The 16,615-nt window shown below is 70.9% G+C and carries 10 protein-coding genes; 2 read left to right on the plus strand and 8 right to left on the minus strand.

From position 1 onward, the window contains the following. Window positions 1–819: 819 nt before the first annotated feature. The 3 genes from IEX89_RS03545 to IEX89_RS03555 all read right to left on the minus strand — a co-directional run bounded on the left by IEX89_RS03545 (window position 820) and on the right by IEX89_RS03555 (window position 5,182). On the minus strand, window positions 820–1,857 hold the full coding sequence (locus IEX89_RS03545; protein WP_188909647.1) for a cysteine synthase A: 1,038 nt from the start codon (window positions 1,855–1,857) through the stop codon (window positions 820–822). Between the two features lie 103 nt (window positions 1,858–1,960). After that, window positions 1,961–3,661 carry a PAS domain S-box protein gene (locus IEX89_RS03550; RefSeq protein ID WP_188909649.1) on the minus strand — a complete coding sequence of 567 codons (1,701 nt, stop codon included), beginning with the start codon at window positions 3,659–3,661 and terminating at the stop codon, window positions 1,961–1,963. Between the two features lie 174 nt (window positions 3,662–3,835). Next, entirely contained in the window at window positions 3,836–5,182 is a 1,347-nt protein-coding gene (locus IEX89_RS03555; protein WP_188909651.1) for a TadE/TadG family type IV pilus assembly protein, read from the minus strand. Window positions 5,183–5,465: 283 nt separating this feature from the next. On the opposite strand from IEX89_RS03555, the gene IEX89_RS03560 reads away from it, so the two are divergent. Further along, window positions 5,466–9,422 (plus strand): sensor domain-containing protein, encoded by a 3,957-nt coding sequence (locus IEX89_RS03560; RefSeq protein WP_188909653.1) that lies wholly within the window; start codon window positions 5,466–5,468, stop codon window positions 9,420–9,422. Between the two features lie 170 nt (window positions 9,423–9,592). Further along, window positions 9,593–10,051 carry a hypothetical protein gene (locus IEX89_RS03565; RefSeq protein WP_188909655.1) on the plus strand — a complete coding sequence of 153 codons (459 nt, stop codon included), beginning with the start codon at window positions 9,593–9,595 and terminating at the stop codon, window positions 10,049–10,051. 18 nt (window positions 10,052–10,069) lie between these two features. On the opposite strand, the gene ppx is transcribed toward IEX89_RS03565, so the two are convergent. The 5 genes from ppx to IEX89_RS03590 all read right to left on the minus strand — a co-directional run bounded on the left by ppx (window position 10,070) and on the right by IEX89_RS03590 (window position 16,536). Further along, complete coding sequence (ppx, locus tag IEX89_RS03570) at window positions 10,070–11,620, minus strand: exopolyphosphatase (RefSeq protein WP_188909657.1); 1,551 nt, start codon at window positions 11,618–11,620, stop codon at window positions 10,070–10,072. Between the two features lie 56 nt (window positions 11,621–11,676). Further along, window positions 11,677–13,854, minus strand: a complete 2,178-nt coding sequence (locus IEX89_RS03575) for an RNA degradosome polyphosphate kinase (protein WP_244645091.1) — start codon at window positions 13,852–13,854, stop codon at window positions 11,677–11,679. A gap of 152 nt (window positions 13,855–14,006) precedes the next feature. Beyond that, window positions 14,007–14,618 carry a hypothetical protein gene (locus tag IEX89_RS03580; RefSeq protein ID WP_188909661.1) on the minus strand — a complete coding sequence of 204 codons (612 nt, stop codon included), beginning with the start codon at window positions 14,616–14,618 and terminating at the stop codon, window positions 14,007–14,009. 75 nt (window positions 14,619–14,693) lie between these two features. After that, a complete protein-coding gene (locus IEX89_RS03585; protein WP_188909663.1) occupies window positions 14,694–15,422 on the minus strand; it encodes an HdaA/DnaA family protein in 729 nt (242 codons plus the stop codon). Continuing rightward, window positions 15,415–16,536, minus strand: coding sequence for an AI-2E family transporter (locus IEX89_RS03590; RefSeq protein WP_188909665.1), 1,122 nt, complete (start codon window positions 16,534–16,536; stop codon window positions 15,415–15,417). Before IEX89_RS03590 ends, IEX89_RS03585 begins: the two co-directional genes overlap by 8 nt. Between the last annotated feature and the right edge of the window lie 79 nt (window positions 16,537–16,615).

Here is a 16,615-nt window from a genome sequence, read left to right on the forward strand (position 1 = left end):
GTGCCTAGGGCATCTCCAGAGCGGGCTCTATTCCAGCTGCAGGCTCGTCCTGCGCGACACGGGCGAGCAGCGCTGCCTGTGCACGTTCGGCCCAGCACCGGACGTGATCGTCACCGGCACCGTACGCCCGGGCGCCGGCGGCGGGTCTCTCGGCACGATCTATGGCGACGTGGACAGCGCCTCCGGCGGCGGCAGCGTCGCGGGCGGCGGCTCGGGCGGTGGCGGCTCGGGCGGTGGTGGCTCCGGCGGTGGTGGCTCCAGCGGTGGCGGAGGCAGCGGGGGCGGTGAAGGACCGGGCGGATTCGGCCCCGGCGACGGCGGCGGCTCAGGCGACGGCGGCGGCTCAGGCGACGGCGGCGGCTCCGGCGGCGGTGGCGGCTTCGGCGGCGGTGGAGGCTCCGGCGGCGGTGGAGGCTCCGGCGGCGGTGGCGGCTCCGGCGGCGGCGGTGGCGGCGGCGGTGGCGGCTCCGGCGGCGGNTGGCTCCGGCGGCGGGGGTGGCTCCGGCGGCGGGGGTGGCTCCGGCGGCGGAGGCCATGGCGGGGGTGGCCACGGCGGAGGCCATGGCGGGGGTGGCCACGGCGGTGGTCATGGCGGCGGCCATGGCGGCGGCGGCTTCGGCGGCGGCGGCTTCGGCGGCGGCGGCTTCGGCGGCGGGATCGGCGTCAACGTCGACGTGAGCGCCGGCGCCGGCGGCGTCGGGGTCGACGTCGGAGTCGGCGGATCGGGTCCCTCCGGCGTCAACGTCGGTGTGGGCGGCGGCTTCGGCTTCGGCAACTGATCGCCGCGCCGGCTCGGAGGCGCCGCCCCACGGCGGCGCCTCACTCCACGGGAACGAGGCCCGGGTCGATCCGGCTCGTGCGTTCGAGCCAAGCGGGCACGGGCAGGCCCTTCTCGCGCAGGAAGGCGGGCTCGAACAGCTTCGACTGGTAGCGCGTGCCGTAGTCGCACAGGATCGTCACGATCCGGTGCCCCGGCCCGAGGTGACGTGCGAGGCGCATCGCCCCGGCGACGTTCACGCCGGACGAGCCGCCGAGGACGAGCCCCTCGTGCTCCAGGAGGTCGAAGACGATCGGGATCGCCTCCTCGTCGGGGATCTGGAACGCGACGTCGACCGGCGCGCCTTCGAGGTTCGCGGTGATGCGCCCCTGCCCGATCCCCTCCGTGATCGAGGAGCCCGACGAGGCGAGCTGCCCCGTCGTATAGTAGGAATAGAGCGCAGCCCCCATCGGGTCCGCGAGGCCGATCGTCACCGTGCGGTCGCGCTCCTTGAGCGCCATGCCGACCCCGGCGAGCGTGCCGCCGGTGCCCACGGCGCAGATGAAGCCGTCGATCTCGCCCCCGGTCTGCTCCCAGATCTCGGGACCGGTGGTGCGGTAATGCCCCTCGCGATTGGCGACGTTGTCGAACTGGTTCGCCCAGATCGCGCCGTTCGGCTCCTCCGCCGCCAGCCGCTCGGCCAAGCGCCCGGAGACCTTCACGTAATTGTTCGGGTTCCTGTAGGGGACCGCCGGCACCTCCACGAGCTCCGCGCCGGCCAGGCGCAGCATGTCCTTCTTCTCGCGGCTCTGCGTCTCGGGGATCACGATGACCGTGCGATAGCCGAGCGCGGCCCCCACGAGCGCGAGCCCGATGCCGGTATTGCCGGCCGTGCCCTCGACGATGACGCCGCCCGGGCGCAGCGCGCCGCGCGCCTCCGCGTCGCGGATGATCGCGAGGGCCGCACGGTCCTTCACGGATTGCCCGGGATTGAGGAACTCGGCCTTGCCCAGGATCTCGCAGCCGGTCGCCTCGGAGGGGCCCTTCAGGCGGATGAGAGGCGTGTTGCCGATGGCGTCGACGATACCGGATCCGATCATGCGCGTGCCCCGAGGCTGTTCTGGCGGGCGACGGTGATAGCGCATTCCACGCATGCGCGCGAGCGATATCGCAAAACACGTTCAGAAATGCGCAATACGCGGGTCACCCCTCGCCCAGCACCCGCTCGGCGGGCAGCTCCAGGCGATAGCGGAAGCCGTCGGGCTCCCAGGCGGTCTCCACCCGCGCGCCGAGGAAGCGCTCGGCCATGCGTACCGTGACCGTGGTGCCGAAGCCGGCATGGGTCGGCGGCGAGACCGCCGGCCCGCCCTGCTCGTGCCAATCGAGCACGATCCCCTTTTTCGCCCCCTCCCCTCTTCCCTCGGCCGTGCGCGCGCAGGTGACGCGCACGTGGCCCTCCGGCGTGCCGAGCGCGCCGTGCTTCGCGGCGTTGGTGGCGAGCTCGTGGGCGATCATGGCCAGCACTTGCGCCGCGTGCCCGTCGACGAGAATCTCGCAACCCTCGACCTCGTTGGCGACCCGCCGCTCGCGGAAGGGCTCGAGCTCGCGCGACACGATGTCGGCGAGGCGGGACGCCTTCCAGCCGGATTCCGCGAGACGCGTCTGCGTCGCCTCCAGCGCGGAGAGGCGGCTCTCGACGGCGCGCTTGTAGTCAGCAGCCCCCTCGTGCCCGCGGGCGGAGAGGTTGAGGATGGCTCCCACCATGGTGAACAGGTTCTTGATGCGGTGGCGCATCTCGCCGATGACGTAGCGGTCGCGCTCCTCGCGCAGGCGATCCGCCTCCGCGCGCCGCCGCTCGGTGATGTCCGCGACGACGCCCACGACGTGATCGACGCCTTCGCGGCGCATCAGCCGGCCGCGCACCGCCACGTGGCGCTCGCTCCCGTCCGGCAGCGCGACGCGCGTCTCGGCGTCGAGCCGCCCGCCCGCCACGGCGTGGCTCAGCGCATCCGAGAGCCGCAGCACGTCCTCGCGCGCGAGCCGCGTCGCGACGTCGGCGCAGCACAGGGGCCGGTCGGGATCGAGGCCGAAGGCCTCGCGCGCCCGCCGGTCGGCGCTGACGCCGCGGGTCGCGACGTCGATGTCGAACGAGCCGAGATTGCCCGCCTCCAGCGCCAGCTCGTAGCCGAGCATGGAGCGATCGAGCGCCTCGCGCTGGCGGCGCGCCTCGCTGACGTCGCGAAGGAGGCCGACGAAGAGCCGCTCGCCGTTGGCATGCGCCTCGCGCACGGTCAGGCGCACCGGCACGAGGACGCCGTCGCGCCGGCGCGCCTCGACGATGCGCTCGCGCCCGATGACGTGCGCCTCGCCGGTGCGCAGGAAGGCGGAGATCCAGCGATCGTGCGCCGCCGCCTCGCGCACGGGCATGAGCAGGGCGACGTTGCGCCCGACGATCTCCTCCGCCTCGTAGCCGAAGAGCGTCGTCACGGCGCGGTTCACCTCGCGTACGGTACCGCTCGCGTCGATGGTGAGGGTCGCGTCGGCGCAGGCGTCGAGGAGCGCGGAGAGTCGCGCCGCCAGGCTCTCGCGGCGTTCCGTGGCGCGGCGCTCGCGGGTGGTCTCGATGCGCCGGACGAGCACCGCCTCCGCTCCCGCGATGCGCGAGGCCTCGAGCCGGAAGTCGCGCCGCCCCTCCCCATCGCCCGCCGAATAGGTGTCGATCGCCCGCGCCTCGCCGCCGACGAGCGCCGCGCGCAGGCGCGCCAGCATGGCCGCCGCCGCCGGGGCGGCGAGACAGGGAGCGCAGGTCCAGGCGGCGTTCGCGGCGATGATCGCACCGGTGCCGTCGAGGAGCGCGGCGGGCTCCTCGGAAGCATCGAGCAGATCCTGAGCGCGAACGTCCATTGCGGTCCGCCAATTTCTGCTAAGAGGCGCGAGCGAAATTACATCGACCCTGCGGTATGGCTCAGTATTCCGCCTCGACCGGCCGTGCTTGTCAACATGAAGAACCGCGCGAGCGGCGGACGCTCGCGCGGCTGGGCGGTTTCTTCGGGTCGTAACGCTGCGTCGGAACGAGGCTCAGCGCACCAGGCGCACGGGGCCCTCGCCCGCCTCGATGTCCGCGAAGGCGGTGGAGAGGCTCGTCGTCTCCGAGATCAGGAAGTAATCCTCCGGCCCCGACGCGCAGGCCCGCGCGTACTTGTTGAAATTCTCGTTGCCTTCCAGCTGGACCATGACGATGCGGATGCCCGTGGCCTTCATGCGCCCGCACAGGTCGGCGAGATGCGAAAAGCCGTTGGGCGTGCCGTTGTTGTTGCCGTAATCCGTCTCGGCCTTGCCGCTCTCGGGCAGGACCTCGTAATCGTAGGCGACGGTATGCCCGTCGGTCACGACGATGGCGACCTTGGAGCTCGCACCGTAGGCGGCGGGGTAGCTCGCCACGCCCCAATGGCCCTGCCAGCGCGGCGAGAGCAGGCGCCAGGCCCAGGCGAGACCGATGTCGATGCGGCCGGTGCCGAAATATCCGTAATCCTCGATCTCCGCGCGGATCGTGTCGATGCTCTCCGTGGGCCCGACGAGGCGATGGCGCGAGCAGGCGGGGAGATCGTTGCGATAGCGCTCGCCCACATTGGGCGAGGACAGGTTCGCCTCGATGGACGGCAGGAAGCGCCCGTCGCCCGTGGGCGGGGCGTCGTCCAGAGCTTCCGGGAACGTGCGCTCGACGCCCGCGAGATCGCGTCCCTCGATCTCCACGGGACGCGGCTCGACGCAGCCGTTCCAGCGCCCGTTCGGCACCCTGCCCGCGAGCCAGGCGTGCTCTCCGCCGCGCAGCGAGACGACGCCCCTCAGGTTGACGCGATCAGAGGCCGGGACGAGCGAGACGCGGAGGCTGTCGCTCTCGCCGTCGCCACGCATGCGCTCGAGCGTGTTGCCGAGGGTGAGCATCGCGGTCACGTAGTTGTTGTCGTAGGTCATCGAGCGCGTGACGTCGAAGACGATGGAGACCTCGGTCGGGCCGCCGGCGCCGCCCATGGTGGCCGCCGCGTGGACGCCGAGCGCCTGGTCCCCGAAGCCCATGACCTTCGAGAGCACGTTCGCGCGCGTGGCCTCGATCTCGACGATGTGCAGCCCGTTCTCCTCGCGATGGGCGACGTCGTCGATGCGCAGGCTCGGATCGGCGATGACGTTCGCCGCGACGATGTCGTCGGCGAGCGTCTCGAGATCCGCGCCCGGCGAGGCGGCGGCACGGGCCGTGGCGATGGCGGCCGCATCCGCGGCGCGCTGCAGCTCGGCCCGGTCGGCGCTCAGGCGCGTGTAGTCGACCGCCGCTCCCGCGACGCCGATCACGGGCACGAGGACGAGGCCGAGCGCGATGGCGACGGCTCCGCTGCGATCCTCCGTGAAACGGCGGAGGCGGGACGTCACCGTCTTCCGAGGCGTTGAGGCTTGCATTCGTATGCTCACAGGTATGTCGTCGGATAAGCAACCTGTGCGGCACGCTCCGTCAACAAGTGCTGAATGCAATTTGAGAACGTCCATTCTGGTATGCGCAATTCTGTCGCGGAGGATCGCCGACGTTGTCGAATGCTTAACAACGCGTTGACGATCCTGCCCTCCGGGCTTGATGCACGTTTTAGTATTTAGAACGCTTCCTTTACTTGTTCTCGTCAGCATCGGCAGACCGAGGGGTCCGAACGAGAGCCGATCCGTGACCGAGCACAACCCTGCGACTGCGCTGCCCTCCGAGATGCGGCTCGTCGCGCGTCTCGTCGGCCTCGCGAGGGCCGTCACCGGGGCGGCCGGGGTGCTCGTCCGCGATGCCGACGGGCGGATCGTCGCGCAGGACGGCGACATCGATCACGACGATGCATACGACGTCATCGCGGGGAACGGCGCCGACGCCGTGACGCTGCAGGTCTTCGCCCCGCGCCCGCTCGACGACGCGACGCGCGCACAGCTCGACGACATCGCCGTCTCCCTCGCCGACGCGCTCGAAGCCTCGCGCGCCCGCTCCGCCGCCGCGGCGGCGCACGCGGGCTGGCGCGCGCGTACGCTCGCCGCCCTCGACAGCCTGCCGCATCCCTTCTGGACCATGGACGCCGAGGGGCGCTACGAGCTGCAGAACCGCCTCGACCGCGAGGCCTTCGGAGACCTCGTCGGCAAGCGGCCCGCCGAGACCGGGCTCGATCCGGAGATGGCCGAGATCTGGCGGGAATGGCATCGGCGCACGCTGTGCGGCGAGACGGTCTCCTTCGCCATGACGAAGGCGCGCGAGGACGGCCGGCGCATCGCGACCGAGACCACGATGGCGCCGATCATCGTCGACGGGCTGCCCCGCGGCCTCGTGGGCATCTCGCTCGACCAGACGGAGCGCGTCGAGGCGGAGACGGCGCTCCTCGACACCGAGCAGCGGCTGCGCGACTTCCTCGCCACGAGCTCGGACTGGGTCTGGGAGACCGACGGCGAGCATCGCTTCACCATGATGCGTGACGAAGGCGGCAAGGCCGGTCTCGCGTCGGCGCGCGTCCTCGGCCGCACGCGCTGGGACATCGCGGATTCGAGCCTCGACGACCCCCTCTGGCGCGCGCACAAGGCCGACCTCGATGCGCACCGGCCCTTTCGCCATCTCGTCTACCGTCGCCCCCGCATGGACGGGGTCGTCGGCTACACCGAGGTGAACGGCGATCCCGTCTTCGATGCCGGCGGGACCTTCCTCGGCTATCGCGGCACGGCGCGCGAGGTGACCGAGCGCGAGATCGTGCGCGAGCGCCTGCGCCGCCTCACCCTCGTCGCCGAGCTGACCAAGAACGCCGTCATCCTCGTCGGCTCGGACCATCGCATCCACTGGGTGAACCCCGCCTTCGAGGAGATGACGGGCTACACGCTGGCGGAGGCGATCGGCCACCGTCCGGGCGACCTCCTCAAGACCGAGGAAGGCACGCCCGGCGCGATGAAGGCCATGCACGCCGCGCTCGACGCCGGTCGCGGCGTGCGCATGCAGATCCTCAACCGCACCAAGTCCGGGCGGCAATACTGGGTCGACGCGGACGTGCAGCCCGTGCGGGGCGAGACCGGCGAGATCGAAGGCTTCGTCGGCATCGAGACCGACGTGACCGACGAGATCGCCAGCCGCAAGCGTTTGGAGAGCCTCGTCGAGAACGTGGCCTGCGCCATCGTGATGCAGGACGAGCAGGGCCATGTCGTCGATTGCAACGCCGAGGCCGAGGCGCTGCTCGGCCTCTCGCGCGACGAGATGCTGGGGCGCACCTCGCGGGATCCGCGCTGGCGCGCCATCCGGGAGGACGGTTCCGACCTGCCCGGCGACGAGCATCCCTCGATGGTCGCGCTCGCCACGAACACGAGCGTGCGCGACCAGGTGATCGGCGTCCACCGGCCCGACGGGACGCTGCGCTGGATCAAGGTCAATGCACGCGTGCTCGAGCCGCTCGGCGACGAGGGTCGCACGGTCGTCTCGAGCTTCGCCGACGTCACCGCCGAGCGGGATCACCACGCGCGCATCACCGAGGCGCACGAGGAGACGATGCGGGCGCTGGCCGAGCTCGGCGCCTACAAGGCCGCGCTCGACCAGCATTCGATCGTGGCAGTGACCGACCGCGAGGGCCGCATCACGTACGTCAACGACCTGTTCTGCCGCATCAGCGGCTACGAGCGCGACGAGCTCGTCGGCATGACGGACCGCGTGCTCAAGTCGGACGCGCACGACCGTGCGTTCTTCGCCGGCATGTGGCGCACGATCTCGGACGGCCGCTCTTGGCGCGGCGAGATCTGCAACCGGGCGAAGGACGGCTCGCTGTTCTGGGTGGACACGACGATCGTTCCCATGCGCGACGCGGACGGCGCCATCGAGAGTTTCGTCTCGATCCGCTACGACATCACCGAGCGCAAGCGCGCGGAGGCGGCGGCGCTGGAGGAGATGATCAAGCGCGCCGAGGCGGAAGGGCTCCTGCGCGACATCCTGGATTCGATCCCCGACGCGGTCGCCGCGTTCGACGAGAGCGACCGGCTCGTCCTGTTCAACCAGGCCTTCAAGCATTTCTACGCCATCTCCGCGCCGGCGATCCGTGTCGGTGCGCGCTTCGAGGAGCTCCTGCGCTACGGCGTCGAGCACGGCCAATGGCGCGACATCGGCGAGACGCCAGAGCAGCGTGCGGCCTGGGTCGACGAGCGCCTGCGCCTGCATCGCGAGCGGCCGGACCAGCGCGTCGTCCAGGCGCTGGGGGACGGTCGCTGGCTGCAGGTGAGCGAACGCCGCTCCGACAGCGGCTACACGGTGGGCGTGCGCACGGACATCACGAGCCTCAAGGAGGCCGAGGCCGTCATCAAGCGCCACGCCGAGCAGGACGCGCTCACGGGCCTCGCCAACCGCGCCGTCGTCACCCAGCGCCTGCGCGAGCTCATCGACAGCCGGCGCGGCTGCGACGGGATGGGCGCGGTGGTGCTGCTCGACCTCGATCACTTCAAGGACATCAACGACACGCTCGGACACGACGCCGGCGACGCGCTCCTGCGCGAGGTGGCGCGGCGGCTCTCCGGCGCGGTGCGCGCGAGCGACGTCGTCGCGCGGCTGGGCGGCGACGAGTTCGCCCTCGTCCTGCCGGGCTTCACGGACGAGAACGACGCGCACCGCGTGATCGCCGCGATCCATCGCGGGCTTCGCCAGGAGATCACCATAGCCGGGCGTCAGTTCCGGCCGAGCGCCTCGATCGGCGTGACCCTCTACCCGCAGGACGGCGAGACGCCGGCCGACCTCTTCAAGAACGCCGACATCGCGCTCTACCAGGCCAAGGCGCGCGGGCGCGACACCTGGTGCTTCTTCGATCCCGCACTGCGCAACCGGCTCGAGCGGCGCCAGGAGATCGCGCACGCGCTGCGCACTGCGATCGCCGATGGCGATCTCGAGATCGCCCTCCAGCCGCAATCGCGCACCCGCGACGGGCAGCATGCCGGCTTCGAAGCCCTGGTGCGCTGGCGGCGCGACGGCGAGATGGTCTCGCCCGCGGAATTCGTGCAGGTGGCCGAGGAGACCGGGCTGATCCAGCCGCTCGGGCGTTGCGTCCTCGGCAAGGCGCTGGAGACCGTACGCGTCCTCCTCGACCGCGGGCTGGAGCCGGGCCAGGTCGCCGTCAACGTCGCGGCCGCGCAGCTCAAGGACGAGAGCTTCGTCGGCGAGGTGGAGCGCCTGCTCGCCCGATGGGACCTCCCGCCGTCGCGCCTCGAGATCGAGGTGACGGAGAACGTCCTCCTCGACCGCGGCAGCGACAAGGTGGCGGAGACGCTGGCCGGCCTGCACGCGCTCGGCGTCACCATCGCCCTCGACGATTTCGGCACCGGCTACGCCTCGCTGAGCCACCTCAAGCGCTTCCCCGTCGACCGGCTGAAGATCGACCAGTCCTTCGTGCGCGACATCGGCTCGGACCCCGAGGACGCGGCCATCGCGCGCACCATCGTCAATCTCGCTCACTCGCTCGGCATGGACGTGGTGGCCGAGGGCATCGAGACCCGCGCCCAGCTCGACTTCCTGCGCCTGCACGGCTGCGACATCGCCCAGGGCTACTTCATCAGCCGCCCGCTTCTCGGGCTGGAGGCGGTGGCGGGGTATCTGGCGGCCGCTCCGGGTGCGAGGCTGCGCACGGCCGAGGCATGAGCCTGACAACTTATGGATGTTCGCATCCGCTATTGCAATAGGGATCCGATGCTGCTTAGGTGCGTGTGGCGGGGTTCCTCAGGCGGACCTCGTCTGCGCCTGCTCGCGTTGCCCCGCGACGGGCTCGTATAACCGAGCCGCCGGAGGTCAGAGTGCGCGGAGCAGTGGGCATGGAAGGTGGGCACAGCGAGCGCATCACGCGGCTCGAGTCACACTTCGAGTACATTCGCCGTGATCTCGACCGCCTGGCGGATGGTCAGGCGGCGATCCACACCCGGCTGGACGAGAAGTTCTCGGAGACCGCAGCGCGCTTCGACGCGGTGGGAGATCGCTTCGATGCCTTCGCAGCGAGGATCGATGCCAGGTTCGATGCGGCCGCGGCTCGAATCGACGCCGGATCCAGCATTCTCCACGCGCGCCTCGACGCGAACAACAGCCGCCTCGACGCCAACAACGCACGCCTCGACTCGATCAACGAGAAGATGGAGGTCGTGCTCCGCAAGCTGGAGACCTTGCCCACGAAGGCGGACCTCTGGGAGTGGCGCGTGCACTGGACCGCGATCTGCGTCGCCGTCATTGCGATCATCGTGGGCGGGATCGTCGGAGGGCTCTCCGCTCTCCTGCCCTGATCAACCGATCGGCTCCCCTCACCCCACTTGTATCCGCGGCTCGCGCTCGAGCACCTTGCCGAGCTGGCGCAGGCGGCCCATCAGGCGCTCGCCGGAGAGATCTGCCATGTCGTCGGGCAGGTTGAGCACGATGCGCGGGCCCTTGGCCGTGTCCTTGGCGATGAGCGCGGTCTTCGGCAGAACGCCCTCCATCGCCACCGAAATCGGGTAGGCGACGCGGAAGGCGCCGCCGAGGATGCGCGCGAGCGTGATCAGCCGCGGCGTCGCGAGGCCCTTGAGCTGCCCGCTCGCCTTCTCCAGCGACAGGCCCTCGTGGCGGAAATAGTTCGACAGAGCGAGATAGGCGCGGCCGGGATGGTCGATGCCGATGAAGGCGCCGTTGGCGATGATGTTGAGGCTCTGCTCGCCGCGATAATCCGGATGCGCCCGCCAGCCGATGTCGGCCAGCAGGCAGGCGGCGTGCCGCAGGCGCCGCTCCTGCGGCGTCTCGTCGAGATCGAGCGTCTCGAACAGCGTGTCCGTCCACGCAATGAGCTCGACGCCGTGACCCGGCGAGCGCGCGCGCAGGACGTTGAAGTCGGCCGCCGCCGTGATCAAGGGGTCGCGCCCCTTCAGCTCGTCGTCGAGCCGCTCGAACAGGATGCCCTCGCGCACGCCCAGCGCCGAGACCGCGATGCTCGCTGGCCGGCCGAGCTTGATGATCTCCTCGAGCACGATGGCGCCGTAGGCGAGGAGCGGGCGCCGCGCGTCCGACACGGCGTCGATCTCCTTCAACGCCGTCGCGGGCGTGCGCTCCACCATCTCGAGGAAGGCGAGGCCGTCGGCGGGGTCGATGCGGTAATCGTGCATGACGCGCAGCGGATAGCCGCGCTCGGCCATGTGCAGGCGCGCGAGGTTTCGCCACGTTCCGCCCACGGCGTAGAAGGTGCGGCCCTTGAGCCGCGCGAGCTGCGGCGCGCGCGGCAGCGCCTCGCGCACGAGGCGGCGCGCCTTCTTGGGACTGTCGTCCGAAAGGTCCTGCAGCGTCAGGCCGCCCAGGGGGAGCGTGACGCCCTGCCCCGCGACGAGGCCCGCCACGTCCACGAGCTCGAGCGAGCCGCCGCCGAGATCGCCGACGACGCCGTCCGCCTCGTGGAAGCCGGAGATCACGCCGAGCGAGGAGAGCTCCGCCTCGCGCGCGCCCGAGAGCAGCTCCACGCGGCGCCCGACGATCTCCTCGGCCCGTCCGAGGAAGTCCGGCCCGTTCTGCGCGTCGCGCGCGGCGGCGGTGGCGAGGACGAGGATCTCGCCGACGCGAATCGTCTGGCAGAGCACCTTGAAACGGGCGAGCGCCTTGAGCGCACGGTTCACCGCCTCCTCGTCGAGCCGGCCCGTTGAGACCACGTGCCGGCCGAGCCCGCACAGGACCTTCTCGTTGTAGATCGGCATCGGCGCGCGGGTGAGGCCCTCGTAAACGACGAGGCGCACCGAGTTCGAGCCGATGTCGATGATGGCGATGGGCCGCCCGACCTTCAGCCGGCCCGGGGCTTCCCCGCCGCGCGAGAGGAGCTTGTCGGTGGGAGTTTCCAAGGGGTCCGCCTCTCCTGCCGCCCGTTTCCGTTGCGCGGGCGGTTCGCCCGCCGCGCTCAGCTCCGTGCCCGCCGTCGCCGCGAGAGCTCCCGCGGGCTCGACGTCTTCAACGACTTGCCGCGACCGGACAGGCTCGGGTTCGTCATGAAGAACTTGTGCGCGTTGAAAGGTTCCTCGTCCGCCTCCGGAACGATGCGTTCGCTCGTCCCGTCGGGCAGGACGCGCCAGCTCTGCTGGTTGTCGAGCAGATTCGCAAGCATGATCTGGTCGAGCACCTGCTGGTGGACCGTCGTGTTGAGGATCGGCAGGAGCGCCTCCACCCGCCGGTCGAGATTGCGCTGCATGAGGTCCGCCGACGAGATGTAGACGTGCGCCTTCTGGTGGGGCAAGCCGTGGCCGTTGCCGAACGCGTAGATGCGCGAGTGCTCCAGGAAGCGCCCGACGATGGACTTCACCCGGATGTTCTCGGACAGGCCGGGGATGCCCGGGCGCAGGCAGCAGATCCCGCGCACCACGCAATCCACCTGCACGCCGGCGGCGGAGGCCTCGTAGAGCGCGTCGATGATCTGGGCGTCCACGAGCGCGTTGCACTTCAGCCAGATCGCCGCCGGCCGCCCGGCCTTGGCGTGGGCGATCTCCTCCTCGATGTGCTGGAGGAGGCGCTTCTTCGCCGTCACCGGCGAGACCGCCATGCGCTCGAGCTCCGCGGGCTCGGCATAGCCGGTGATGTAGTTGAAGATGCGCGAGACGTCGCGGGCGATCACCGGGTCGGCGGTGAAGAACGAGAGATCGGTGTAGATGCGCGCCGTGATCGGGTGGTAATTGCCCGTGCCCACGTGGCAATAGGTGACGAGGTTGCCGCCCTCGCGGCGCACCACCATCGACAATTTGGCGTGCGTCTTCAGCTCGATGAAGCCGAACACGACTTGGGCGGAGGCGCGCTCGAGGTCGCGCGCCCAGCGGATGTTCGCCTCCTCGTCGAAGCGCGCCTTCAGCTCGACGAGCGCGGTCACGGATTTGCCCGCCTCCGCCGCCTCGGCGAGCGCGGCGACGATGGGAGATTGGTTGGACGTCCGGTAGAGCGTCTGCTTCACCGCCACGACGTTGGGGTCCCGCGCCGCCTGCTCCAGGAAGCCGACGACGGCATCGAAGCTCTCGTAGGGGTGGTGGACGACGATGTCCTTCTCGCGGATCGCCGCGAAGGCGTCCCCGCCCTTCTCGCGGATGCGCTCGGGAAAGCGCGGCGTGTAGGGCTTGAACTTGAGGTCCGGCCGCTCGAGCCCGACGATCTGCGAGAGGTCGTTGAGCGCGAGCATGCCCTCGACCTGGAAGACCTCGTCGGGGGCGACGTCGAGCTCGTCGGCGACGAACTGCGCGAGGTCGTCGGCGGTGGACGCCTCGATCTCGAGCCGGATCACGCTGCCGCGCCGGCGCTGCTTCAGCGCCGTCTCGAACACGCGCACCAGGTCCTCCGCCTCCTCCTCGATCTCGAGATCGCTGTCGCGGATGACGCGGAAGCTCCCCTGCCCGATCCGCTCGTAGCCCGGGAAGAGCCGCGAGGCGTGCATCTCGATCACCTGCTCCAGCGCCACGAAGCGTTGCGCCGAGCCGCCGTCCGGGAGCTTGATGAAGCGGTCGATCTTGAGAGGCAGGCGGATCAGCGCGTTGAGGAGCCGGCCGTCGCTCTGGCGCCGCAGCTTCAGCGCGATGGACATGCCGAGATTGGGGATGAAGGGGAAGGGATGCGCGGGGTCGATCGCGAGCGGCGTCAGGATGGGGAAGACGTGGTGGAGGAAGTGGTCCTCCAGCCAGTCCCGCTCCGCCTTGTCGAGGTCCGCCTCGCCGACGATGGCGATGCCCTCCTCGAGCAGCTCCGGCACGAGCGCCCGCCAGCGCGCCTGCTGGTCGCTGGCGAGGCTGGAGACGCCCTGCGCGATCCGCGAGAGCTGCTCGGAGGGGGTGAGCCCGTCCTGGCTCACGGCCGTCACGCCGGAGCGCACCTGCCCCTTGAGGCCGGCGACGCGGACCATGAAGAACTCGTCGAGGTTGTTCGCCGAGATCGAGAGGAAGCGCAGCCGCTCGAGCAACGGATGATTCGGGTTCTGCGCCTCTTCCAGCACGCGCCGATTGAACTGCAGCCAGGAGAGCTCGCGATTGACGAAGCGATGCGGCGTGCCGCGCAGGTCGGCGCCCTCGGGCGCCTCGCCCTTCTGCACCGCCGGCGGGTTCTCCACCTCGGCGATCGCCTGTGCTTCCTCGCGGGTGATGTTGGCGCGCAAAGACCCCTCCCCTCCGTCGCCCTCGGGAACCCGCACTTAGACGACCCCTTCGTGACAGAGCGATGATAGAGGCACGCGCCGCCTCTCGAAAGGGGCGATGCTCCGGATCAGCAGGGAACGAGCCGCTCGCGCAGGCCGCGCGCCGCCTCCTCGCCGAGGAGCGCGAAGAGGTCGGGGCTGCGGGTGAGCGTGGCGAAGCCGGCATCGGGGCTCGTGCGCAGGAAGGTGCGGGTGGGAAGCGTATCCGGGACTTCGCCGGTGCGGCAGCCGGCGCGCACGGTGACCGTGAGGCTCCCCGATCCCCGCACGCCCTGAGCCCGCAGGGCGCGGATACGCGCCTGCGCGGCGCGAAAGCGCGCGGCGTCGTCCGCCGCGACGCCGGCGAGGAAGATGCGCTCGCCCGGCTCCGCCCGCGGCGCGTCGGCCCGGCTCGCGCCCTCCGCGACGGCGAGCGGCACCGCCTCGTCGACCACCGCCTCGTCGGCGCCCTCACGGGTGAAGGCGATGCGAAGGATCGCGTCCCCGTCGCGCAGCCGGATCGTCTCCGGCAGGCCGACGCCCACCGTGATGGCGCCGGGATCGCTGTTGAGCGGATCGAGCCGCGCCGCCGCGACGAGCCCCGACGGGCTGATGCCCGCGCAGGCCGCGAGCAGAGCGGGCAGAAAGAGGACGACGAGAAGCGCGCGCGCGAACCGCGCACGGGAGGTGACGGGAGACATGGCAGATCCTTCGAGAACGGCGTTGCGGCCGGCGTCTCGATTATCGCCTCACAATAATTTTTTCAAGCGCGACGCTCAAAGATTCTCGTCGAGCGGCTCCTCGTCGGTATCCTCAGCCGCGCGGCCGGTCGCCCGCAGCCACGCCGCGGCCATGGGCCTCGTGATGCGTCGCTTCTGCGCGAGCGCCTCCGCGTCGAGCCCCGCCACCGCCTCCGCCGCGGCGGCGAGCGAGCGTTCGAGTCGCATGGCGAGGTAGTCGACGACGCTGGTGTCGACGACGAGCTGGCGCTCCAGGAAGAGCTTCACCAGCACCGCCTTGAAGAGCCCGTCGTCGGGCGCCGCGAGGCGCGTCGCCGGCGCGAGGCGCAGGCGCGAGAGGAGATCGCGCGTGGCGATGCCCCAGGCGTCGGGCGGGGTCTCTCCCGTGATCAGGAGGAAGGTGCCGCGCTCGCGCGCGAGGTTGAGGAGGTGGAAGAGAGCGGGCTCGTCGAGCGCACCGCGATCGGCGTCCTCGACGAGGATGGCGGGCGCCGCCGCGAGGCGCGGCACCGCATCGTCGCGCACGTCGCGGGCGGCGATGCGCTCCGCGCCGGTGCGTCCGGCCCAGATCGCGCCGAGATGGCTCTTGCCCGAGCCCCGCGGGCCCTCGAGCCGCAGCACCGTGTGGCTCCAGGCGGGCCACGCCTCGATGGCGGCGTAGGCGGCCTCGTTGGAGGGGGCGACGAGGAAATCCTCCTCCGCGTGGCTCGGCGCACCGGCGAGATCGAGGGGCAGTTGGCGCATGCGCTCGCCGCGCTCAGGCATCGCGATCCTCCGGCGTGCGCGCCGGCGCCGCGTCGCGCTTCTGCAGCCGGCCGATGGCGGGATCGTAGAAGGGGCTCTGCAGGTAGCGCGCGAGCGCGAAGCGGGTGAGCACGCCCACCATCGCCGCGAGCGGCACGGCGAGGAGCAACCCCACGAAGCCGAACAGCGAGCCGAAGGCGAAGAGCGCGAACATCAGCCAGACGGGATGGATGCCCACCGCCCCGCCGAGCAGCTTCGGGGAGAGGAAGTTGCCCTCCACGAACTGCCCGAACAGGAAGATCGCGAGCGCGGCGAGGACCCAGGGCCAATCCGGCCAGAACTGGACGATGGCGACGCCCACCGAGAGCAGCAGCCCCGTGATCGAGCCGACATAGGGAATGACCGACAGGAGCCCCGCGAGGAGCCCGATCAGCGCGCCGAAATTCAGCCCGATCACCGTCAGCGCCAGCGCGTAGAAGCCGCCCAGGATCAGGCAGAGCGTCGCCTGCCCGCGGATGAAGCGCGACAGCACGTCGTCGATCTCGCGCGCGAGCCGGCGAACCGTATCGCGGTTGCGCAGCGGCAGCCAGCCGTCGACGGTCGCGACCATCCGGTCCCAGTCGACGAGAAGATAGAATGCGATGATCGGCGTGAGCACGAGGAGCGAGAACACGGACAGCACCGTCTGCCCGCTCGCGAGCAGCGTGCCGAGCACGGTGCCGAGATAGCCTGCGCCCTGCGAGACGATGTCGCCGATATTGCGCTGGAGCTCGGGCCCGGCGACCTCGATGCCGAGATAGTCGAGGAGCGGCGCCCCGCGCTCGACGAGGAGGCTCTGCAGCCGGGCGACGTATTCGGGCATCAGCTCGAGGAAGGCCGTGAGCTCGCGCACGACGAGGGGCAGGATCAGGACCAGCACGAGGACGAGGACGAGCACGAACGCGAGCAGGATGACGAGCGTCGCCCCCAGCCGACCGAGCCCCAGCTTCTCGAGCCTGTCCGCCACCGGATCGAGCAGGTAGGCGAGCGCCAGCGCCGCCACGAAGGGCAGCAGGATGCCCGAGAACAGCCACAGGAAGAACGCCGTGGCGAGGAGGGCCGCGAACCAGAACCCGGCCTGCTTCTGGATGGTCATGGCACACGCCCCGATCGCGCCCGCCGGACGTTCCCGGCAGCGTCCCGTCAGGGCTAAGCCGAGACGCGGCGGGAGGCAA

The organism is Salinarimonas ramus (genome assembly GCF_014645695.1).
Lineage (GTDB): Bacteria > Pseudomonadota > Alphaproteobacteria > Rhizobiales > Beijerinckiaceae > Salinarimonas > Salinarimonas ramus.

Excerpts from the sequence above, each read along its gene's own strand:
- IEX89_RS03550 (WP_188909649.1), bottom strand. The coding sequence starts at position 3,661 with ATGGACGTTCGCGCTCAGGATCTGCTCGATGCTTCCGAGGAGCCCGCC.
- IEX89_RS03565 (WP_188909655.1), top strand. The coding sequence starts at position 9,593 with ATGGAAGGTGGGCACAGCGAGCGCATCACGCGGCTCGAGTCACACTTC.
- IEX89_RS03580 (WP_188909661.1), bottom strand. The coding sequence starts at position 14,618 with ATGTCTCCCGTCACCTCCCGTGCGCGGTTCGCGCGCGCGCTTCTCGTC.
- IEX89_RS03545 (WP_188909647.1), bottom strand. The coding sequence starts at position 1,857 with ATGATCGGATCCGGTATCGTCGACGCCATCGGCAACACGCCTCTCATC.
- IEX89_RS03590 (WP_188909665.1), bottom strand. The coding sequence starts at position 16,536 with ATGACCATCCAGAAGCAGGCCGGGTTCTGGTTCGCGGCCCTCCTCGCC.
- IEX89_RS03585 (WP_188909663.1), bottom strand. The coding sequence starts at position 15,422 with ATGCCTGAGCGCGGCGAGCGCATGCGCCAACTGCCCCTCGATCTCGCC.